The organism is Rathayibacter sp. AY2B3, from assembly GCF_002931755.1.
In the GTDB taxonomy this organism is placed as follows: domain Bacteria; phylum Actinomycetota; class Actinomycetes; order Actinomycetales; family Microbacteriaceae; genus Rathayibacter.
The window spans coordinates 41,614-62,515 of record NZ_PSUG01000007.1; the positions used below are offsets into that span (position 1 = coordinate 41,614).

Below are 20,902 nucleotides of genomic sequence, written 5' to 3' on the forward strand. Positions count from 1 at the left end.
GCCGGATCACGATGGGGAGCGATATCCTGCCGCCGTGCTCCGTTCCGTCGCCCTCCTCGCCCTGCCCGGCCTCGCGCCGTTCGAGTTCGGGGTCGTCTGCGAGGTGTTCGGGATCGATCGCGGCGCCGACGGAGGTCCCGCCCTCGACTTCCGGATCGCCACTCCCGATCCGGGCCCCGTCCGGACGAGCCTCGGGTTCGACCTGCTGATCGCCGATGGTCTCGACACGGCCCGGGACGCGGACCTGATCGCCGTCCCCGCCCACGGACGCGGGCCCGCCGACGAGCGGGTGCTCGACCTCCTCCGCGAGGCCCACGAGCGCGGCGCGTGGATCCTCAGCGTCTGCAGCGGGGCCTTCACGCTGGCGCAGGCGGGCCTGCTCGACGGCCGGCGCGCGACCACCCACTGGATGCACGCCGCAGAGCTCGCCCGGCGCTTCCCCTCCGTCACGGTGGACCCGGAGGTCCTCTACGTGCAGGAGGGGCGCATCGTGACGAGTGCGGGCACCGCGGCCGGGATCGACGCGGCGCTGCACGTGGTGCGCGAGGAGCTGGGCGCGACGGCGGCGGGCGTCGTCGCCCGGCGGATGGTCGTGCCCCCGCAGCGCCACGGCGGGCAGGCGCAGTTCCTGCGGACCCCCGTTCCCGAGGCGCGCGCGGACTCGCTGGCCGAGGTCACCGAGTGGATGCTGGAGCACCTCGACGAGGACCTCTCGATCGAGGCGCTCGCCCGTCACGCCCTGATGGCTCCCCGAACCTTCGCGCGCCGCTTCCGCGCCGACCTCGGCACGACTCCGCTCGCCTGGCTCACCCGCCAGCGCCTCCTCCGGGCCCAGGTGCTGCTGGAGGAGACGGAGCTGACCCTCGAGGCGGTCGCCGCGCAGGTCGGCTTCGGCACGGCCGCGGTGATGCGCCACCACTTCACACGCATCCTGTCGACCACTCCCGCGGCCTACCGCCGCACGTTCGCCGCCTGAGCGGCCGGCACCGCGGTCGCGGGAGCGTCCGGGGTCAGACCGTCGCGACGAAGAGAGTGCCCCGTCCGGTGACGGCGAGTGCGCCCTCCGACGGGGTCACGAACACGCTGCCGCCGCGCTCGACGCGGACCGAGCCCTCGGCGCCCTCGAGCGAGAACGTGCCCTCGGTCGCGATCGCGATGGCGGGTCCGTGCAGGGCGACGCGGGCCGGCTCCTCCGACTCGGGCTGCACGACCGCGAGCACGAAGTCCGGGACGTCCGGGCGGTAGACGCGCACGCCCGGTCCGGCCTGCTCGGCCGGGAGGTAGGGCACGGGCAGCGGCGAGAACTCGAGCACGCTCACCAGCTCGGGGACGTCGATGTGCTTGGGCGTGAGCCCCCCGCGCAGCACGTTGTCGGAGGCGGCCATCAGCTCCACCCCCGTGCCCGCGAGGTACGCGTGGATGTTGCCGGCGGGCAGGTAGAGCACCTCGCCGCGGGCGAGGCGGACGCGGTTGAGCAGGAGCGAGAGCACGATGCCGGGGTCGCCCGGGTAGCTCTCGGCCAGGTCGCGGACCGTGGTCGTCTCGAGCCGGTCGTCGCCCGCGGAGGCCGCGACGACCGCGGACACCAGCGCCGCGACCTCGGCGCGGTCGCCGTCGGCGAGCAGCCAGGAGACGGCGCCGCGGAGGACCTCCGCGGGCTCGCCCTCGAGGGTCCGGGCGAACCGCGCGATCACGGCCGCCTCCTCCGCCGGGGCGCGTCCGGCCAGCTCGGCGAGCAGCGCCCGGGCGTCCGCCGGCTCGCGGAAGCCGCAGAGCGCGTCGAAGCTCTCGCTGAGCGCGTAGATCAGCTCGGGCTTGTGGAACGGGTCCTTGTAGTTGCGGTCGGCGGCGTCCCGCGGGATGCCGGCCTCCTCCTCCTCGACGAACCGGCGCCGGGCCCGCTCGGAGGAGGGGTGGGCCTGGAGCGACAGCGGCCCGCCCGCCGCGAGGATCTTGAGCAGGAACGGCAGACGGGGAGCGCCCGAGACCGGATCGACCGACCCCTCCACCCCGGCGAGCGCCGCCTCGGGGTGCTCGGCGATCCACTCGGCGAGCGTGCCGGCGCCGACGGAGGCGGGGTCGAGGATGCGAGCGGGCGATCCCGGGTGCGCACCGAGCCAGAGCTCGGCCTCGGGGGCGCCGGAGGGCGCAGTGCCGAGGGCCTCCGAGATGCCGGTGAGCGAGCCCCAGGCGTAGTCGCGGGGGGTGTTGCCGATCGGGATGAACACGGGAGCGCTGGCCTTCCGTCCGAGGGGTGGGTCCGAGCCGCTCAGCCGGACGCGCCGGGGCCGCTCCGCTGCGACGCTAGCAGGATCCACAACGCGGGCCCGGGAGGAGGGCCCGCCTGTTGGTGCTCTCCGCCAGAGGACGCGGCACTCGCAGGCGCGCTTCGTACGCTGGGAGGCGCAGCACTGCCGCCGTCGGAGCGGTCGCCGTGCCGCAACCGACGAGCGAGGGAGCACAGAGCATGGACGGCACGACCTTCGAGACCCTGGGGGCCGACTTCTACGGGTTCGAGGCGGCGCTCACGCCCGCCGAGAAGGAGCTGCTGGTCGGCGTCCGCGCGTTCCTCGAGGAGCAGGTGCGGCCGATCGCCGACGAGTACTGGGAGCGCGCGGAGTTCCCGCGGCAGCTGATCCCCGGGATCCACGCCACCGGCGTCATCGGCCTCTCCTGGCCCGAGACCCGCGCGATCGAGAACTCCGCCGTGTTCCGCGGGTGGGTGGCGCTCGAGCTGGGCCGGGTGGACGCGGGCATCGCGACCTACGTCGGCGTGCAGAACGGGCTGGTGATGGGCACGGTCGGCGTCGCCGGCTCCGAGGAGCAGCGCGCCGAGTGGCTGCCGAAGCTCGCCTCGGGCGAGGTCGTCGGCGCCTTCGGCCTCACCGAGCCGCACTCCGGCTCCGACTCCGCCCAGGGCCTGCGCACCACCGCCCGCCGGGACGGCGACGACTGGATCCTCGACGGCGAGAAGCGCTGGATCGGCAACGCGACCTTCAGCGACGTGACCGTGATCTGGGCGAAGGACGCGGACGACGGTCAGGTGAAGGGCTTCCTCGTCCCCACCTCGACGCCCGGCTACCGCGCCACCGCCATCGCGCGCAAGCAGAGCCTGCGCACGGTGCAGAACGCCGACATCGTGCTCGAGGGCGTCCGCGTCCCGGAGTCGCTGCGCCTGCAGGGCGCGAACTCGTTCCGCGACACCGCGAAGGTGCTCCGGCTCACGCGCGCCGAGGTCGCCTGGCAGGCCATCGGCGTCGCGATCGGCGCCTACGACGCGGCGCTGCGCTACGCGAAGGAGCGCGTGCAGTTCGGCAAGCCGCTCGTCGGGCACCAGCTGGTGCAGGACCTCCTGGTCAAGAGCATCGGCAACATCACGGCCAGCATCGCCCTGGCGACCCGGGTGTCCGAGATGCTCGACGCCGGCGAGCAGCGCGACGAGCACTCCGCCCTCGCGAAGGCCTACGCGACGGCCCGGATGCGCGAGACCGTCGCCTGGTGCCGCGAGGTGATGGGCGGCAACGGCATCGTCCTCGACTACGGCGTCGCCCGCTTCTTCGCCGACGCGGAGGCCCTCTACTCCTACGAGGGCACGCGCGAGATGAACACGCTGATCGTCGGCCGCTCGATCACCGGCACCGCCGCGTTCGTCTGACGCCTCCCCGGCCGGGCCGTCTCTCCCGAGGGGGCGGCCCGGCCGGGGAGCGAGCGGCGGCGCGACCGGCACGCCGCCGTGCCGCCCCCGCTCCCTAGACTGGTCGCCATGATCCGACGCGCCGCCCCCGCCGCTCCCCGAGCGCTCGCGGTGGCGGTGCTGGCCGTGCTGCTGGCCGGCCAGTCGCTGCGGAACCTCGCCGGATGGTGGGGCTGGGGCCTCGTCGTCGCCGTGCTCCTGGGCGCCTCGATCGCCGTGCTCGTCCGCGCCCGCCCCCGCCTGCGCTGGGCCCGCACGCCGAAGTCGCTGGTCCTCTTCCTCGGGCTCGCGGTGCTCTCGCTGGTGTGGTCCGCCTACCCGGGCGCGAGCGCGATCGGCGTCACGGCGCAGCTCGCGACGACGCTCGGCGGCGTCGTCCTCGCCGTCACGCTGACCAGCCGGGAGCTGCTCACCGCTCTCGGACGGGCCCTGCGCCTCTCCGTCGGCCTGTCGCTCCTCTTCGAGCTCGTGATCGCGGTCGTCGTGCGGCAGCCCGTCCTGCCGTTCGGCGTCGAGCCTCCCGCCGACGGACCGACGCCCGACGCCTTCTACTGGTCGCAGGCCGCCCTCTTCACCGGCGAGCCCGTCCAGGGGATCGTCGGCAACCGCAACCTCCTCGGCTTCCTCGCCCTGCTCGGCCTGATCGTGATCGCGATCGAGCTGGCCGCGCGCTCGATCCGGCGCCGCTGGGGAGCGGTGTGGGTCGCCCTGTTCGTCGTGACCCTCCTGCTCACCCGCTCCGCCACCGTCCTCCTCTGCCTCGTCGCCGTCGTCCTCGCCGCCGCGTTCGCGCTCTGGGCGCGCCGGAGGGGCGAGTCCCGCCGCCGCCCCGTCTACCTGACCGCCGCGGGTCTGACGGTGGCGGCCGTCGCCGGAGGCGCCGCGGGCCGGGGCGCCCTCCTCGGCCTGCTCGGCAAGAGCGAGGACGCCACGGGCCGCCTCGACATCTGGGACTCGGTGATCGCGCTCACGCTGCAGCGCCCGGTCCTCGGCTGGGGCTGGGTCAGCTACTGGGCTCCCTGGGTCGCCCCGTTCGACACCCTCGCCGAGCGCAAGGGCGTGCTCTACCTGCAGGCGCACGACGCCTGGCTCGACGTCGCCCTGCAGCTCGGAGCGGTCGGCCTCGTCCTGTTCGCGGCGCTCGCCGTCTCGACCCTGTGGCGCTCCTGGTTCCGCGCCGTCGACCGCCCGCGGCGCGACGCGACCTCGACCCTCCCCTACACGGCCGTCAGCCTCGCTCCTCTGCTGATCGTCGTCGCTCTCCTCGCGCAGTCGCTGTTCGAGAGCCGGATCCTGATCGAGGGAGGCTGGCTGCTCCTCGTCCTCTTCGCGGTGCAGACCAAGCGGCCGGCGACCGACACGCCCGAGGTCCTCGCCGCGACCCCGCTCCCCCTCGCCGACGCCTCCCCGAGGCGATGAGGCCCCGCCGCCCCTCGCTCCCCGCCTCCGTCGCCGACGCGACGGCGTCCCCGCAGTTCGCGGCGGCCCTCGCCCAGACCACCCTCGTCACCGTCCTCTGCGCCCCGGCGGTCCGGGGGCTCATCGGCTGGCCCGGCTACATCGCCGCCGTCGCCACGCTCACCGCCCTCGCGGCGGTCATGCTCGTCCTGCGGCGCGGCCTGCTCGACTGGGAGGGCCTGCTGCCCACGAGCATCCTGGTGTTCCTCGGCTGGATCGCGCTCAGCGTGCTGTGGAGCGACTACACCTGGGCCACGGTCTCGAGCGTGGTCTACCAGTTCGCCCTGGCGTTCCTGGCGATCGCGATCGGCCTCACGCGCGACATCATCCAGATCATCCGCTCGGTGGGCGACGTGCTGCGGGTCGTGCTGATCGCCTCGCTCGCCGTGGAGGTGCTCTCGGGGGTGCTGATCGACCAGCCGCTGCGCTTCCTCGGCGTGGAGGGCCTGCTCGCGGTCGGCGGGCCGATCCAGGGACTGGTCGGAACGCGCAACCAGCTCGGGCTGGTCTGCCTGCTGGCGATCGTCACGTTCTCGGTGGAGCTGATGACCCGCTCCGTCGCCCGCTGGCCGGCCGTCGCCTCGATCGCCCTCGCCGCGGTCACCCTCCTCTTCACGCGGTCCGCCGTGAGCGCGGGCGTGCTCGCCGTGGCCGTCGTCGTCGCGCTCGCCCTGCGCTGGGTGCGCCACGGCGACGGCGCCCAGCGCCGGCGGCGGCAGTTCGCGGTGCTCGGAGTCGCCGCAGCGGCCGCCCTCACCGTGTGGCTCCTGCGCTACCGGGTGATCGAGCTCCTGAACGCAGGCAGCGAGTTCGAGTTCCGGCTGCGGCTCTGGCAGCAGGTCTGGCGCTTCACGGACCTCGCGCCGATCGTCGGCTGGGGCTGGGTGGGCTACTGGCGACCCGACCTCTACCCCTTCACCGCCATCGACTACCTCTCGGGCCGCCCGCACTCGTCGAGCCTCAACGCGCTCTTCGACGTCGCCCTGCAGGTCGGGGCGGTCGGAGTGGTCCTGTTCGTCGTGCTGATCGGCCTCGCGCTCTGGCGCTCCTGGCTGATCGCCTCCGAGCGCAAGGCGGTCGTGCACGTCTGGCCGGTGCTGGTGCTGACGGTGCTGATGGTCACCGCGCTGGCCGAGAGCTCGATCCTGCTCGACGCCGGCTGGCTGCTCGTGGTGCTCTGCGCGATGCGCGCGGCCCAGGGGCTGAGCTGGCGCCGGCTCCTGCACCCGCGGGACTGACCGGCCTCCTCAGCGCCCGCGCCGCCGCGCCACCCGGCGGAGCACGGCGAGGTGCTCCTCCCGGCAGCGCTCCCAGCTGAAGGACCGGGCGCGCTCGACGCCGAGCGGGCCGAGCTCGCCGGTCCGCGCGATCGCCTCCAGGATCCCGTCCGCGATCGAGCGCGGCTCGAGCGGATCGACGTAGACCGCGGCGTCCCCGCAGATCTCCGGGAGCGAGCCCGCGTCGGAGGCGGCGACCGGGCAGCCCGACGCCATCGCCTCGATCGGCGGGAGGCCGAAGCCCTCGTAGAGGCTCGGGAACGCGAGCACCGCGGCCCGGCGGTAGAGGTCGGCGAGCTCCTCCGGAGTGACGTGGCCGCGCCACTCGACGAAGTCCGGCAGCGGGCCGAGGCGGTCCAGATCCCCTCCCGTCAGCACGAGCCGGAGGGAGTGCCCCTCCGCCCGCAGCAGGCGCACCGCCTCGAACAGGCGGGCGTGGTTCTTGTGCGGCCAGGCGCGCGCCGGGTAGAAGACGAAGTCCTCCCGTGTCCCCAGATTCGCGACGAAGCGCCCGGTGTCCACGCCGAGATGCGACACGTGGATCCGCTCCTCCGGGATGCCCAGCAGCTCGACGATCCGCCCCTTGGTGAAGGCGCTGATGGTGATGACCGCGTCGGCGCGGCGAGCGGTCGCCTCGTAGGCGAGGCGGCGGAAGACGCGCTCGACGCGGGGGAAGAGGTGCGGGAGGTCGCGGTGCTGCAGGTCGAACAGCATCTGCACGTGCCCCTGCCGCCGTGACGGCCACGGGAGCGGGACCGTGAAGGGGAAGTAGAGCACCGCGTCCCGGCCGACGCGCCGGCGCAGCCGCGGCGTGCGCAGGAGCGCCTGGAGCATCCCGACGGCCCGGCGGCGGTGGCCCGCACCGCTGACGACCCCCTCGGCCACGACCTCGGGCACGCCCTCGCTGAAGCCGCGCGCGTTCTCGGGCACGAGCACCTGCACGGCGGGCCCCTCCTCCCCCGGCCGCGGCGCCAGCAGGCGCGTGAGGGCGCGCGCGTAGGTCTCGCCGCCGCCCATCCCGCCCGGGTCGACGGTGAGCACGGCGAGCGTGACGGGGCGGAGTTCCGGCATGGCGTCCAATCGGTCCGAAGCCCGGCCAGGATACCCGCGGACCGCGCCGCGCCCGGCGGCCGGCCGGGCCCGTGGGTAGTATGTGACCCGCTGTCATCGACCCCGACGAATTGGACCACCACGTGCCCCGCGCTTTGATCACCGGAATCACCGGCCAGGACGGCCTCTACCTCGCCGAGCTCCTCCTCTCGAAGGGCTACGAGGTCTTCGGGCTCGTCCGCGGGCAGAACAACCCCAAGTACGAGCTGGTCCGCCGCACCGTCCCCGAGGTGACCCTGCTCACCGGCGACCTGACCGACGTCTCGAGCCTCGTTCGCGTGCTCGCCGCCGCTCAGCCCGACGAGGTCTACAACCTCGGCGCGATCTCGTTCGTGGCCTACTCGTGGGAGAACGCGTCGCTCACCACCGACGTGACCGGCAAGGGCGTGCTCAACATCCTCGAGGCGACCCGCCTCTACGCCGGCTCCGACATGTCGCGCGTGAAGTTCTACCAGGCCTCCTCCTCCGAGATGTTCGGCAAGGTCCAGCAGGTCCCGCAGAGCGAGGAGACGCTGCTCTGGCCGCGCTCGCCCTACGGCGTGGCCAAGGTCTTCGGCCACTACATGACCATCAACTACCGCGAGTCGTACGGCATGCACGCCTCCTCCGGCATCCTCTTCAACCACGAGTCGCCCCGCCGCGGCCCGGAGTTCGTCACCCGCAAGATCAGCCTCGCGGTCGCCCGCATCAAGCTCGGCCTCCAGGAGACGCTGGAGCTCGGCAACCTCGACGCGAAGCGCGACTGGGGCTTCGCCGGCGACTACGTCGACGCGATGTGGCGCATGCTGCAGCAGCCCGAGGGCGACGACTACGTGGTCGCGACCGGCGAGACCCACGAGATCCGCGAGTACCTCGACATCGCCTTCAACCACGTCGGCATCGAGGACTGGACCCCGTACGTGACCCAGAACCCCGCGTTCATGCGTCCCGCCGAGGTGGACCTCCTGATCGGCGACCCGGCGAAGGCGCGCGACGTCCTCGGCTGGGAGCCGAAGGTCTCGTTCCCCGAGCTCGTGGCGATGATGGTCGAGAACGACCTCGCCGAGCAGTCCGCGCTGATCAAGTAGTCATGCCTGCCGCTCTCGTCACCGGAGCGAGCGGTCAGGACGGGGGCTACCTCGTCGAGCGCCTGCTCGCCGACGGCTGGGAGGTCTCCGCGCTCGTGCGCGGGACCGACGACGCCGCTCTGCCCGCCGCCGTCCGGCCCTTCGAGGGCGACCTCCGCGACGCCTCCGGCCTCGGCCGCATCGTCGCGGAGGCGCAGCCGGACACGGTCTTCCACCTCGCCGGCCTCTCCTCCGTCGCGCTCTCGTGGAAGGAGCCCGTGCTCACGGCCGAGGTGACCGGCACCGCGGTCGCCGCGCTCCTGGAGGCCTCGCTGGCGCTCCAGGACTCGGCCGGCCGCGAGGTCCGCTTCGTCCAGGCCTCCTCCTCCGAGATCTTCGGGGCCGCGACCGAGAACCCGCAGACCGAGCGGACCCCGATCCGCCCCGTCTCCCCCTATGGCGCCGCGAAGGCGTTCGCGCACCACCTGGTCGCGGTCTACCGCGGCCGGGGGCTGCACGCCTCGTCCGGCATCCTCTACAACCACGAGTCGCCGCGGCGGCCGCTCGGCTTCGTCACCCGCAAGATCACCGCCGGAGTCGCGGCGATCGCGACGGGCGCCGAGTCGGAGCTCTCTCTCGGCAACCTCGACGCGCGCCGCGACTGGGGCTGGGCCCCCGACTACGTGGACGCCCTGGTGCGCGCCTCACGCGCCGAGGAGGCGGGCGACTACGTCGTGGCGACCGGAGTCGCGCACTCGGTCAGCGACTTCGTCCGCGCCGCGTTCACCGCGGCCGGCATCGACGACTGGGAGCACCGGGTCACGATCGACCCGCGCTTCGCCCGCCCCGTGGACGCCCCCGAGATGCGCGGGGACGCCTCCCGGGCCCGCGAGGTGCTCGGCTGGGCGCCCACTGTGGGCTTCGAGGAGATCGTCGCCCGCATGGTCGAGAACGACCTCGAGCTGGCGCGCCGCTCCGGCTGACCCGCTCCCGCGCACGCGGAAGGCCCCCGCTCCTCGAGCGGGGGCCTTCTCCGTGCGGGCGGCCGAGGACGCCTAGGCGGTCGCGTCCGACCGCTCGGCCCGGGCACGCTCGTCGACGCCCTCGCCCTCGACGAGGTACGACCAGACGCGCGCGGCGTACTCGTCCCACGTGCCGCCGTCGATCGCGAGCGCCTCCGCCGAGAGCCGCGCGTGCAGCTCGTCGTCGGTCAGCAGCCGCTCGAGGGCCGCGGCGATGTCGTGGTCGTCGTGCGGATCCACGAACAGCGCGCCGCCCGAGGCGGAGACCTCGTGCATGCTGCCGAACCCGGAGGTCACGACCGGCGTGCCGACCGAGATCGACTCCACGATCGGGAGACCGTAGCCCTCGTTGATCGAGGGGAACACCGTGCACCGGGCCAGGCGGTAGGCGCTCCAGAGCAGCGCATCGGTGATCTTGGAGAGCGAGCGGACCGGACGGCCCTGGCCCTCCAGGACCTCGAGGCGGTACTCGAACTCGGCGCTGCTCCAGGCGTTGCCGCCGATGAAGACCAGGCTGAAGCGCACGCCCCGGCGCCAGAGCAGCTCAGCCGCCTGGAGCACCGCCAGGTGGTTCTTCCGCGGCTCGTGGCTGCCGACGCAGACCACGAGCGGGAGGTCGCCGGTCACCAGCGAGCGCGCGGCGGTGGCCAGCTCCTCGTCCGAGACGCTCTCCGGCTGCGAGGGCAGCAGGATCGGGCGGATGTCCGGCCCCTGCATCCCGACGCTGCCGAGCATGTGGCGCCAGCCGGAGTACTCGGTCGCGGCCGCCTCGGAGATGGTCGCGATGCGGTCCATGTGCGACACGGCGACGAGAGTGCGCGAGAAGGCGGCGCTGATGCCGGTGCTCGCCGTCTCGGCGGTGGTGACCGGCACGCAGTCGAAGCCGATGGTGCCCGTGCGGTTGCCGCTGAACTCGGCGAGGGCGGAGACGCGCGACGTCCGCTCGTCCTCCACGGCGAGCTCGGGCAGGAGGTAGGTGCCCTCCCACGGCACGATCACGCGGGAGCGGTCCTCCGCGGCGTCGGGCACGTCGCCCGAGACGGCGTTCCGGCTCTGCTCCGAGGTGAGCATGACGAGCGACTCGTGGGTGGAGTCCCAGCCGGCGAGCAGGATCTCGTGGTCGCGCGTCCAGCGGACGAGGCTCTGGCGCACCACGCGCTGGATGCCCGTGGCCAGTCCCGTGCGCGCGGTGTGGTGCACGTCGACCACGACCGCGCCGACGACCACCTCGACCTCGGGGTGGTGGAAGCGGGCGAAGACCCGGTTCGAGGCGATGGTGGACGCGGCGTGGGTGAGCAGGCCGGCGGTGCCGTCCAGCCGGGCCCGGCGGCGACCGTCGACGACGTCCTCCCGGCGCGGGAGCGTGCCGCGGAGGACGGCGAGCACCAGCCAGACCTCGCGGTCGGTGGGGGCGGGCAGCAGAACGCTCAGCTGGCCCGTGAGGGCGTCGACGCTGCCCAGCGGCTCCACGGAGGGGGCGAGGGTGCGCACCAGGGTGGCGAGACGGTCGACCAGGTACTGCTTAGAGCGCACGGGGCGCCTCCTCGTGCTCGATGAGGGCCGAGGGGCCGATCAGGGCGGCCCACAGCTCCCGGGCGTAGTCGTCCCAGGTGCGCTCGGGCCGCTCGGCCGCCTCGAGCCGGAGCTCGTCGACGAGCTCCGGCGATGTCAGCAGTCTGCGCATCCCGTCGGTGATCTCCTCGTCGGACTCCGGGTCGATCAGGACGCATCCGCCGTGCTCGGCGATCTGGGCCGTGCTGCCGTAGCGCGAGGTCAGCACGGGGAGCCCGATCGACAGCGCCTCGGCGACCGGCAGGCCGTACCCCTCGTGCAGCGACGGGAACGCCAGGAACAGCGCCTCCCGGTAGCTCGCGATCAGGACGTCGTCGTCGGCTCCGCGGAGCACCTCGACCGGGCGCCCGGCGGCGACCAGCTCGCGCACGCGGGGATCGAAGACCTGGTGCGCCCAGGGGTTGGCTCCGCCGATGAAGCGGACGCGGAACCGCAGGCCCTCGCGCCAGAGGACCTCGGCGGCGTGCAGCACCGCGAGGTGGTTCTTGCGCGGCTCCTGGCTGCCGACGCAGAGCACGAGCGGCAGCCCGGACGCGCCCCGGCCCTCGGAGCGCAGGCCGTCCGGGAGCTCCACGGGCAGCGGGACCGGGACGACGGTCGGGCCGGTGAGGCCCTGAGCGGGGAGCGCGCGCACGAAGCCCTCGAACTCCAGCGCGGCCGCGGCGCTCACCGTGGCGACGCGCTCGGCGTGCTTGACCACGGAGAGGAAGTTGACGAACCGCACCGTCTCCTCCGGCGGCACCGTGTCGGCGCTGACGACGGGGATGGCGTCGTGGCCGAGGACGACCACCTCGTTGCCGGAGTACTCGGCGAGGGCCGAGAGCGGCCCGCACTGGTTGTAGTCGGGGACCGAGGGGATGACGACGACGCTGCGGTAGGGCACGACGAACTCGATGCGCTCCGGATCGCCGTGCTCCCAGTCGCGCCGCCCGGCGGAGGACCAGTCGACGACGCGCTCGTGCTCGATCGCGCTCAGCCGTCGGAAGGACATCGAGCCGTGGACCCAGGCGACCGGGACGATCTCGTGCTCGGCGTCCCAGCGGGACACGGTCTGGCGCACGACCCGCTGGACTCCGGTGTTGTGCCCGTGCCGGGCGGGGAAGTCGACGTCGATCAGGACGGCCCCGGCGACGACCTCGACGCGGGCGTCCAGATCGGCGAACCCGGTCGCGGTGCGGGAGCCCGCCTCGAGGAAGATGCGCAGCGCCGCCTCCTCGGGCGCGAGCTCGAGGGCGCGGCGGAACCAGTCGAACAGCTCGCTCGTCGGGTACGCGGCCGTGAACGACACCAGCGCGACCCAGGTCAGCTCGTCGTCCTGGCGCGCGCGGATCTCGCGGGCCACCTCGTCGAGGTACGGGCCGGGCCCGCGGGTGCGCAGCGAGGCGCGCCGCTCCTCGTCGAAGAGGAGCGCGCCGACCTGCTCCAGCCGCTGCAGCATCGCCTCCGTGCGGTGGGCGCGCGCGGTGGCCGCACCGGCGGCGGAGACCTGCGACCGGTCGCTCATCGCGCCCGACCGGACAGGCGGCGCTTCACGAAGCGCGCGCTGTGGCCGACGGCGCCCGACAGCCCGAGCTGCTCGACGCGGATCTGGAAGGTGCGCACCAGGCGGAGCGGCTTCGTCACCCGCCAGGAGAGGGTGCGCTCGAAGCCGGAGGCGGTCACTCCGCCCACCTGGATCCGCTCGACCCACTCGTCGAAGGGGTCGTTGAGGAGGGAGTCGACCTGCGCGCGCAGGCGGGCGAGCTCCTCGTCCGGGGACTCGGGCTCGGCGGGACGGGGCTCGACGGGGGCACCGGACGTGCGCGCGGGCGCCGTGGGGACGGTGCTGGGAGCCGCGTCGCCGACGGCCGACTCGAGGCTCGGGTCGGGAGCGGGAGGAGCGTCCTCGCCGGTGCCGCCGAGGACGGGGGCGGGGTCCCCAGCGCTCTGCGGCGCCGGGTCCAGGGGGACGTCGGATGGCTGCGTGGGCATGGCGAACACCTCGTTCGTGTCGTTCAGTCGGCGAGCGGGAGCAAGACTACCCGCCATGCGCCGCGCACCGGCACGCCAGCCAGGGGGCTCCGGGGTGGGCCGCACGTATAATGATGCGGTCCGTCGCCCGGCGGAGGCCGAGAGCTTGGAGTTCCATGCCCAGCAAAGCTGTGGATCGCGCGCGCGCGATCGCCGACGAGCCGTTCCAGATCGCCGGCACCACGTCGGCCGTCGGCGGCGGCTCGGGCGGCTTCGTCGCCTCCCTCGCCGAGATCCTGCGGCACCGCGAGCTGCTCCGCCTGCTCGTCGGGCGTGAGCTGAAGTCCCGCTACAAGGACAGCAGCCTGGGATTCGTCTGGAGCCTCGTCCGGCCGCTGATCATGCTCCTCATCTACTACGTGGCGATCGGCCAGATCCTCGGGGCCTCGCGCGGCGTCCCGAACTTCGCGATCTTCGTCTTCTCGGGGCTCACCCTCTGGGGCCTGTTCAGCGAGATCGTGACCGCGGGCACCACGTCGATCCTCGGCAACGGCGGACTGATCAAGAAGGTGTACCTGCCGCGGGAGATCTTCCCGGTGGCCGCCATCGGCTCGGCCCTGTTCAACTTCGGGGTCCAGTTCGTCGTCCTGATCGCGGGAGCCGTCCTCACGGGCTCGCTGATCTTCGGGGTCCAGCTCCTCTACATCGTGCCCGCGCTGGCGATCGTGCTCGTGTACGGCCTCGCGCTGGCACTGGCTCTGTCGGCCCTCAACGTCTACCTGCGCGACGTCCAGTTCCTGGTCGAGGTGGGGCTGCAGATCTTCTTCTGGCTCTCCCCCATCGTCTACGCGTGGAACTTCGTCGTCGCCGCCTCCACGGGTGCCGGCCACGGCTGGGCCGAGCAGCTCTACCTGATCAACCCGATCTCGAACGCGATCCTGGCCTTCCAGCGTGCGATCTGGGGCGACGGCTCGCGCGTCAGCATCATCGACGGCACCGAGATCGCCCCCCAGGTATGGCCGCCGGACATGGAGCTGCGCCTTCTCATCGTCCTCGTCGTCGGGCTGGTGTTCGTGTGGATCGGCCACCGGATCTTCCGCCGCCTCGAGGGCAACTTCGCCCAGGAGATCTGATCGTGACCCTCACCAGCAAGCAGGAGTCCGTGCCCGCCTCCTCCGGCACCCCGACCGTCGTCCGGGTGCGCAACGCCTCCAAGCGCTTCGTCATCCGCAAGGACAAGTCGTTCAAGGAGCGGATCGTGAACTTCGGCCGCGGGCGCAAGCACCGCGACGAGTTCTGGGCGCTCCGCGACGTCGACCTCGAGATCCCCCTGGGCTCGACCGTCGGCCTCATCGGCGCGAACGGCTCGGGCAAGAGCACGCTCCTCAAGCTCATCGGCGGCATCGTGCAGCCGACGACCGGCACCGTGGAGCGCCGCGGACGCCTCGCCGCGCTCCTCGAGCTCGGAGCGGGCTTCCACCCCGACCTCACCGGGCGCGAGAACGTCTACCTCAACGGCGCGATCCTCGGACTCTCGCGCAGCGAGCTGGACAGCAAGTTCGACTCGATCGTCGACTTCTCCGAGATCGCCGAGTTCATCGACACCCAGGTCAAGTTCTACTCGTCGGGCATGTACGTGCGGCTCGCCTTCGCGATCGCGATCCACACCGATCCCGACCTGCTGCTGGTCGACGAGGTCCTCGCCGTCGGCGACGAGCCGTTCCAGCGCAAGTGCATGGACCGCATCCGCGCCTTCCAGCGCGCGGGCAAGACCATCGTCCTGGTCACCCACTCGCTCGAGCAGGTCGGCGAGCTCTGCGACCGCACCATCGTCCTCGAGAAGGGCACCGTGGTCTTCGACGGCGAGACCTCCGAGGGGCTCCAGGTCCTCCGCGAGAGCTTCGAGGACCGTCGGGCAGCCCGCCAGGAGCGCGAGGCCGAGGCCGCCGAGGCCGCGGACGAGCCCGCCCCCCAGCTGATCGAGATCCTGGGCTGCCGTCTGCGCGGCGGGTCCATCGAGCACGGGGGCACGGTCGTCCGCAGCGGTGAGACCCTCGAGTTCGACGTCACGGTGCGCACCAGCCGCCCGGTCGACGACTGGAACATCGGGATGGGCATCGACACTCCCCTCGGCCAGCGGGTCTTCGGGACCAACACCGAGCGCATCGGCACGCCGCTGAGCGCGGTCGACGGAGAGATGACGGTCACGTTCACCCTCCCCGACCTGCACCTCGGCGCCGGCAACTACGCCGTGCACGCCTCCTCGGCCACCTTCTCGCAGGGCGAGACCATGCGGATCCCGGTCGCCGCGACCTTCACGGTCGAGCGGGCCTCCGTGCACGACGGCGTCGTCGACATCGACTCCACCGTCCGCCTCAGCAGGCCGTGACCGCGCGGCGCCGCCGCCTCCTGGTCGACGCGACCGCCCTCGCGGCGCCGCGCCTGACCGGAGTCGGCCGCGTCCTGCTCGGCCTGCTGCACGCCCTGGACACCGACGCGACCGCCGCGGAGGTCGAGGTGCTCCTCGTCGTGCCGGCGAGCGAAGCGCGCTCGCTCGAGCGCTTCGGCTTCCGGACCCTGCGCGTCCGTCCGGTGCCGCTGCCCCGGCCGCTGTGGAGCGCTCTGACCCGGCTGCCCGCGCCGGGGATCGACCTCCTGCTCGGCCGCGGCGCCTACTTCTTCCCGAACTTCCGGAGCTGGCCGCTCGCCCGCTCCCGCTCGCTCACCTTCGTGCACGACGTCTGCTTCGCCGTGATGCCCGAGCTCGTTCCGCGCGAGCGCCGGGAGCTGCTGTCGCGGTCGGTGCCCCGGTGGATCCGGCGCAGCGATCTGGTCCTGACCGGCACCCCGTCCTCCGCGGCGGAGGTCGAGAGCGCTCTGGGCGTCGCTCCCGCGCGCGTCCGCGTGCTGCCGACCACGATCGACGCCGACCTCTTCCACGCCCGCGGCGAGGAGGAGGTGGCGCGGGTCCGGGCGGAGCACGGCCTCGGGTCCTATCTGCTCTTCGTCGGATCGATCGAGCGCCGCAAGAACCTCGTCACCCTGGTGGACGCCTACCGGCAGGCCGAGCGGCCGGAGGGTCACACCCTGCTCCTGGTCGGCGGGGACGGCTGGGACAACGGGGACGTCCACTCCGCTGTCGCGCGCGCGGTCGCGGCCGGAGCCGACGTGCGCTTCGCCTCCTCCTACGTCGCCGACGAGGATCTGCCGGCCCTGCTCACGGGCGCCGACGCCGTCGCGATGCCCTCCTGGCACGAGGGCTTCGGCCTCCCCGCCCTCGAGGCCGTCGCCTGCGGCACCCCGGTGCTGGCGGCCGACATCCCCGGCCTCCGCGACGCGCTCGCCGGACGGGAGTCCACCGCCGTCTTCATCGACCCGGCGGACCGCACCGGGTGGACGACCGCGATCGGAGCGGCGCTGCGCAGCCCTCGGCGACTCGCACCGGAGCCGATCCCGGGGTGGGACCGCACCGCGCGGCGCCTGCTCGAGCTGGCCTTCGACGACCGCTGATCAGCGCTGGGTCGTGAACAGCAGCCAGCGCCCCGAGCCGGACGCGACCTCGGGCTCGACGTCCCCGGTCGCCGCCTCGACGTAGGCCCGCCAGCCGTCGGGGTCGTCGGTGTAGCCGGCGGTGTCCACGTAGACGGCGCAGGCGCCGCTGCCCGCCACAGCGCTGGCGAATGCGGCCGGGTCGTCGACGTCGCCCCAGACGTCCCAGCCGTAGGTGCCCTCCACCGCCCCGTAGCTCCAGCGCAGGCGTCCCTCCTCCGTCGCGAGGTACGGCAGCGCCTCGTCGTAGTCGGAGAGCGCTCCGATCCGCCCGCTGTCGGGGAAGCTCTTCAGGGGGAGCTCCACCACTCCGCAGCCGTCGTCCAGCTGCGCGTCGGCCTCCGACACGAACGAGCGCATCTCGGAGTCGTCGGTCGGCGCGATCGGAACCGCGGCCGATACCCCGGCCAGCTGATCGACCACCGCGATCGCAGCGAGCAGCGCCGCCACGAGGATCCGGATGCCGCCACGGGCCGTGATCCGGTCGAGCAGGAGCGCGAGCACGCCGAGGACGAGGACCGCGATGACGATCGACATCCGCGCCCATGCCCGGATCGTCGGCCCCGCCACCAGCGAGACCACGACGCCCAGGCCCGTCACCGTGTAGAAGAGGAGCGCGGCCAGCGTCGCCACGGCGAGGACGCGCACGCGGGCGTCCGAGAAGAAGCGGCCGACCGCGGTCGCACGCAGCGCCCGCCCGCCGCCGAGCGCGGTGATCGGAAGCGCCACGAGCGTGATCAGGAGCGCGACGCTGGCGAGGATCGAGAACCCGGGCGGCTCCGTCGTCGGCGCCACGCCGGACTGGCCCGCGTAGGTGTTCAGCAGGCCGTACCCCTGCGGCAGCCCGGTCCCCGACCAGGGCAGGCCCAGCAGCACGAGCTTGCCGGCGTAGGCCTCCGACTCCCCCACGGTCCGCGACGTGAAGTACGGGCTGTAGCGCTCCCCGAAGTCGAGCGAGAGCAGCAGCAGCGAGAGCCCGACGAACACGCCGAGCGCGACGAACGGCACCGACGAGACCGCGAGCACGCGCAGCCGCTCGCGGGAGAGCAGCCCGGCGGCCGTGCTCACCGCCCAGGTCGCTCCGAGGACCAGGACCGCGAAGACGTAGTAGTAGCCGCCCGTGCTCGCCACCAGGAGCCCGAGCACGACTCCCGGGACGACGGAGCGCAGCACCCGGCTCCTCCGCGTCGCGCCCCGCTCGGCCCAGGCGCGGAGAGGATCGGTGCGCGGTCCGGCGACCATCAGCACCATCACGCCCACGAGCGGGATCGCCCAGTAGTTGGCGAGGAACGCGTGGCCGAAGCCGATCCGGAGGAAGTGGTAGGGCAGCAGCGACAGCAGGACCGCGGAGAACGCCGCGACCCAGGGCCGCGTGCGCAGGGCGCGGAAGAACACGTAGCCGGTCAGGGCGACCGTCGCGAACGTGCCCAGGTAGAAGACGTTCAGGAGCGTCGTCCCGTCGCGCACCAGGAGGGCCAGGACCGAGACGGCGAGGGCGGAGGCGACGTCGAACTGCGCGCTGAAGAACGCGTTGAAGCCGTCGGGGAAGCCGAGCGCCGCGTTGCCGTCGAACGGGAACGCCTGCGTGGCGCTGGTGAAGAGCGTGTAGTGCAGGATCTGGTCGTCCCCGCCCACGGTCCAGCGGGCCGTCAGGTCCTGCGGCCCGATCCCGAGCGCGAGCACGGCGGCGACGACCGAGACGAGGGCGGCGCCGAGGGCCCACCCGAGCTCGACGAGCGTCCGGCGCCGCCGGCTCGCCGTCCGCGGGCCGCGCGTGTCAGTAGCCGCGCTCACGTCGCTGCTCCTCCACGCTGCTCTGGACGATCCTGTTCAGCTCGGTCTCGCCGTCGGTGCCCGCGTAGTCGTAGATGTCGAACCCCCCGCAGGCGACGATATCGGAGGGATCGCCGAGCGTCCCGCGCGCGAGCCCCGCCCAGTCGGGCGAGCGGTCGGCCAGGACGAAGCTGTACTGCCGGTCGCGGTAGTCGCTCAGGTTGTTCATCCAGAGCTGCACCGTGAAGTCGAAGTTGACCTGCTGGACGTGCAGCGAGGCCGGCCCGTAGAGGTCCAGGGGCCGCGTCGACCAGAACGAGCCGACGCCCGCGAGCTCGCGGCCGTCGATCCAGCGCTCCAGGCAGCCGGCGTCCGGGTCCGATCGCGCGCCGGCCGCCGCCGAGGCGACCGCCGCCGTGGCCGGCACGGCGGCGACGACGAGGCCTGCGGCGGCCAGCGGGGCCACGACGCGGACGACCGGCGCCAGTCGTGTGCCCGCGTTCCGCCGGTGCGCCGCCGCGGCGCCGATCAGCGCGATCACGACCACGGTCGCGGTCACCGGGATCGGCATCAGGTAGCGGCTGACCGAGCTGCCGGTGAAGACCTGCACCACCAGGAGCACCGCCGTCTGCGCCGGCAGGAACGCGCACACCGCGAAGCGCGCACGGGCCGCCTCGTCGAGGGCGGCCCCCCGCGCGACGCGGGCGGCACCGGCCACGACGACGGCCAGGGCGGCCAGCAGCAGCAGACCCAGCAGCGCCACCTCGAGCTTGCCGATCAGCGGCGCCTTCAGCACGAGGAACTGCACGATCAGGTCGTCCAGGGCCGTCCCGGCGAGCGGCAGCCGGAGGTACCCGCCGGCGTCGGTCCCGATCAGGAAGCCGAGCGGGATCCGCAGTGCGGCTCCGAGCGCCGCGGCCCCGAGGACCGTGCCCGCGACGACCAGCACCGCTCGGGGAGCAGCCAGAGCGAGCATCAGCAGCACGACGAGGACCACCAGCAGGGGGCCGACGAACTGCACCAGGAGGAGCGGATCGGAGAGGGTCGTCGCGGCGACGGCCGCTCCGACCAAGAGCAGCGGGCGCGCGGCCGGACGGCGCTCGCGCAGCGCGCCCAGGGCGACGGCGAGCCCGGCGAGGCCCGTGAGCACCGCGCCGTAGTAGTAGGTCGTCAGGAGGAAGGTGGTCGCCAGGGCCCCCTCGTTGTTCAGCGCGCGGCCCTCCGTGAGGCAGAGCACCAGCAGCACGGCGATGCCGGCGAGCGCGGCGGCGGGCCGCAGCCGGCGGTGCCGGTCCGCGACGAGTCGGCGCGCGAGCATCCGGAGCACTCCGTAGAGGAGGACGAGGTTGAGCACGGCGTTGACCGCGAGCGCCGCCGCGGGATCGCCGCCGGTCAGCAGCCACGAGGCCCCGAAGACGGGGAGCTCGGGGAAGAGGAAGAGCTGGCTCGTCATCACCCAGGCCGCGGGGCGGCCCTCGGCGAAGGACTGCAGGATCAGCGGCAGCGCCAGCGAGTCGCCGTCGCGGAAGAGCAGCGGCCGCCACGGCGTGCCGACCATGAAGCCGAGCACGAGCAGGGTCCCGCTGACGACGACGGCGAGGGCGGCGAGCTCGAGGAGGGCCCTCCGGGTCCGAGGGGATCCCGTCGGACCCGCCGTCACCGGTGCTTCCCGCCGAACCGGATGGCCAGGACGAGCAGGAGGTTCTTCAGGAGGGTGTCGCTCGGGATCTTGGAGTTGCCGACCGTGCGGTCGAGGAAGACGATCGGGATCTCCTTCACTCCGCGGGCCCGGCGCAGCGCCCGGTACTTGAGCACGATCTGGAAGCCGTAGCCGGCTGCGCGGATCGTCTCGAGGTGGAGGGTGCGCAGGAGGTCCGCGCTGAAGAGGTTGAAGCCGCCGGTCCAGTCGGTGATCTTCGAGCCGAGGAAGAGGCGCGTGTAGAGGTTGCCGCCGCCGCTCAGCAGCTTGCGGTCGAGCGTCCAGTCGGGAGTGCCCCCGCCGGCGATGTAGCGGGAGGCGACCACGAAGTCGGCGCCGCCGCGCACCTCCCGCAGGAAGGCGTCGATGTAGTCCGGGTCGTGGGAGAGGTCGGCGTCCATCTGCAGCAGGTAGTCGTAGCGGCGCTCGGCCGCGAGGAGGTGCTGGAAGGCCCAGATGTACGCCGCGCCGAGCCCCTCCTTCTTCTCGCGCGAGAGCACGAGGACCTCGAAGGTGTCGGATCCGAGCTCGGCCGCGAGCTCGCGCGCGCGGTCGGCGGTGCCGTCGGGGGAGCTGTCGTCGATGACGGCGACGGTCACGTGGAAGTCGGGGTTGCGGGACGCCGCGAGCGCGACCCGCGGCAGCGCCGTCGCGATGTTCGCGACTTCGTTGTAGGTGGGGACGACGACGGCGAGGGTGCGCATGAGGCGGGGGGATCCGTTCTTCCGGTGCACCGGCTGACCGGTGAGAGC

At 73.3% G+C, this 20,902-nt stretch carries 17 protein-coding genes; 9 read left to right on the top strand and 8 right to left on the bottom strand.

Going from position 1 to position 20,902, the window contains the following annotated elements:
* Positions 1 to 34 precede the first annotated feature (34 nt).
* Positions 35 to 976 carry a GlxA family transcriptional regulator gene (locus C5C24_RS03740; protein ID WP_104304337.1) on the top strand — a complete coding sequence of 314 codons (942 nt, stop codon included), beginning with the start codon at positions 35 to 37 and terminating at the stop codon, positions 974 to 976.
* A 34-nt stretch (positions 977 to 1,010) separates the two neighbouring features.
* Here C5C24_RS03740 and manA read toward each other — a convergent pair whose 3' ends face one another.
* On the bottom strand, positions 1,011 to 2,228 hold the full coding sequence (gene manA / locus C5C24_RS03745; protein ID WP_104275312.1) for a mannose-6-phosphate isomerase, class I: 1,218 nt from the start codon (positions 2,226 to 2,228) through the stop codon (positions 1,011 to 1,013).
* Between the two features lie 239 nt (positions 2,229 to 2,467).
* On the opposite strand from manA, the gene C5C24_RS03750 reads away from it, so the two are divergent.
* From C5C24_RS03750 to C5C24_RS03760, 3 genes are all read left to right on the top strand, one after another.
* Positions 2,468 to 3,655 carry an acyl-CoA dehydrogenase family protein gene (locus C5C24_RS03750; RefSeq protein WP_104304338.1) on the top strand — a complete coding sequence of 396 codons (1,188 nt, stop codon included), beginning with the start codon at positions 2,468 to 2,470 and terminating at the stop codon, positions 3,653 to 3,655.
* Between the two features lie 108 nt (positions 3,656 to 3,763).
* Positions 3,764 to 5,113, top strand: coding sequence for an O-antigen ligase (locus C5C24_RS03755; protein WP_146082512.1), 1,350 nt, complete (start codon positions 3,764 to 3,766; stop codon positions 5,111 to 5,113).
* Positions 5,110 to 6,390 carry an O-antigen ligase gene (locus C5C24_RS03760; RefSeq protein ID WP_104304340.1) on the top strand — a complete coding sequence of 427 codons (1,281 nt, stop codon included), beginning with the start codon at positions 5,110 to 5,112 and terminating at the stop codon, positions 6,388 to 6,390. Before C5C24_RS03755 ends, C5C24_RS03760 begins: the two co-directional genes overlap by 4 nt.
* 9 nt (positions 6,391 to 6,399) lie before the next feature.
* Here the strand turns inward: C5C24_RS03760 and C5C24_RS03765 are convergent, their stop codons facing one another.
* The gene (locus C5C24_RS03765) at positions 6,400 to 7,500 is read right to left on the bottom strand and encodes a glycosyltransferase family 1 protein (protein WP_104281395.1); all 1,101 of its coding nucleotides are present in this window, start codon (positions 7,498 to 7,500) and stop codon (positions 6,400 to 6,402) included.
* Between the two features lie 122 nt (positions 7,501 to 7,622).
* Here C5C24_RS03765 and C5C24_RS03770 point away from each other — a divergent pair, with 122 nt between their 5' ends.
* Together C5C24_RS03770 and C5C24_RS03775 are read left to right on the top strand one after the other, a co-directional pair.
* Positions 7,623 to 8,606 carry a GDP-mannose 4,6-dehydratase gene (locus C5C24_RS03770; RefSeq protein ID WP_104275317.1) on the top strand — a complete coding sequence of 328 codons (984 nt, stop codon included), beginning with the start codon at positions 7,623 to 7,625 and terminating at the stop codon, positions 8,604 to 8,606.
* A 2-nt stretch (positions 8,607 to 8,608) separates the two neighbouring features.
* The gene (locus C5C24_RS03775; protein WP_104304341.1) at positions 8,609 to 9,568 is read left to right on the top strand and encodes a GDP-mannose 4,6-dehydratase; all 960 of its coding nucleotides are present in this window, start codon (positions 8,609 to 8,611) and stop codon (positions 9,566 to 9,568) included.
* 72 nt (positions 9,569 to 9,640) lie between these two features.
* On the opposite strand, the gene C5C24_RS03780 is transcribed toward C5C24_RS03775, so the two are convergent.
* The 3 genes from C5C24_RS03780 to C5C24_RS03790 are packed head-to-tail and all read right to left on the bottom strand — an operon-like array spanning position 9,641 to position 13,150.
* Positions 9,641 to 11,140 carry a glycosyltransferase family 1 protein gene (locus C5C24_RS03780; RefSeq protein ID WP_104304342.1) on the bottom strand — a complete coding sequence of 500 codons (1,500 nt, stop codon included), beginning with the start codon at positions 11,138 to 11,140 and terminating at the stop codon, positions 9,641 to 9,643.
* Positions 11,130 to 12,683: a glycosyltransferase gene (locus C5C24_RS03785; RefSeq protein WP_104304343.1), complete on the bottom strand. Its 1,554-nt coding sequence runs from the start codon at positions 12,681 to 12,683 to the stop codon at positions 11,130 to 11,132. The genes C5C24_RS03780 and C5C24_RS03785 overlap by 11 nt, the downstream gene beginning before the upstream one ends.
* Positions 12,680 to 13,150, bottom strand: a complete 471-nt coding sequence (locus C5C24_RS03790; RefSeq protein WP_104281392.1) for a hypothetical protein — start codon at positions 13,148 to 13,150, stop codon at positions 12,680 to 12,682. The genes C5C24_RS03785 and C5C24_RS03790 overlap by 4 nt, the downstream gene beginning before the upstream one ends.
* A gap of 155 nt (positions 13,151 to 13,305) precedes the next feature.
* Here C5C24_RS03790 and C5C24_RS03795 point away from each other — a divergent pair, with 155 nt between their 5' ends.
* From C5C24_RS03795 to C5C24_RS03805, 3 genes are read left to right on the top strand one after another with little or no spacing between them, the layout of a single operon-like run.
* The gene (locus C5C24_RS03795) at positions 13,306 to 14,262 is read left to right on the top strand and encodes an ABC transporter permease (protein ID WP_104275322.1); all 957 of its coding nucleotides are present in this window, start codon (positions 13,306 to 13,308) and stop codon (positions 14,260 to 14,262) included.
* Positions 14,263 to 14,264: 2 nt separating this feature from the next.
* Positions 14,265 to 15,518 (top strand): ABC transporter ATP-binding protein, encoded by a 1,254-nt coding sequence (locus C5C24_RS03800; RefSeq protein WP_244229465.1) that lies wholly within the window; start codon positions 14,265 to 14,267, stop codon positions 15,516 to 15,518.
* Entirely contained in the window at positions 15,515 to 16,639 is a 1,125-nt protein-coding gene (locus C5C24_RS03805; RefSeq protein ID WP_104304344.1) for a glycosyltransferase family 1 protein, read from the top strand. Before C5C24_RS03800 ends, C5C24_RS03805 begins: the two co-directional genes overlap by 4 nt.
* Here C5C24_RS03805 and C5C24_RS03810 read toward each other — a convergent pair whose 3' ends face one another.
* Genes C5C24_RS03810 through C5C24_RS03820 form a run of 3 tightly spaced genes read right to left on the bottom strand, consistent with a single transcriptional unit; the run spans position 16,640 to position 20,854 of the window.
* Entirely contained in the window at positions 16,640 to 18,472 is a 1,833-nt protein-coding gene (locus C5C24_RS03810; RefSeq protein ID WP_104304345.1) for a hypothetical protein, read from the bottom strand. It lies immediately after the preceding gene.
* Complete coding sequence (locus C5C24_RS03815; protein WP_104304346.1) at positions 18,456 to 20,111, bottom strand: hypothetical protein; 1,656 nt, start codon at positions 20,109 to 20,111, stop codon at positions 18,456 to 18,458. Before C5C24_RS03815 ends, C5C24_RS03810 begins: the two co-directional genes overlap by 17 nt.
* Positions 20,108 to 20,854, bottom strand: a complete 747-nt coding sequence (locus C5C24_RS03820) for a polyprenol monophosphomannose synthase (RefSeq protein WP_104275326.1) — start codon at positions 20,852 to 20,854, stop codon at positions 20,108 to 20,110. The genes C5C24_RS03815 and C5C24_RS03820 overlap by 4 nt, the downstream gene beginning before the upstream one ends.
* Positions 20,855 to 20,902 lie beyond the last annotated feature (48 nt).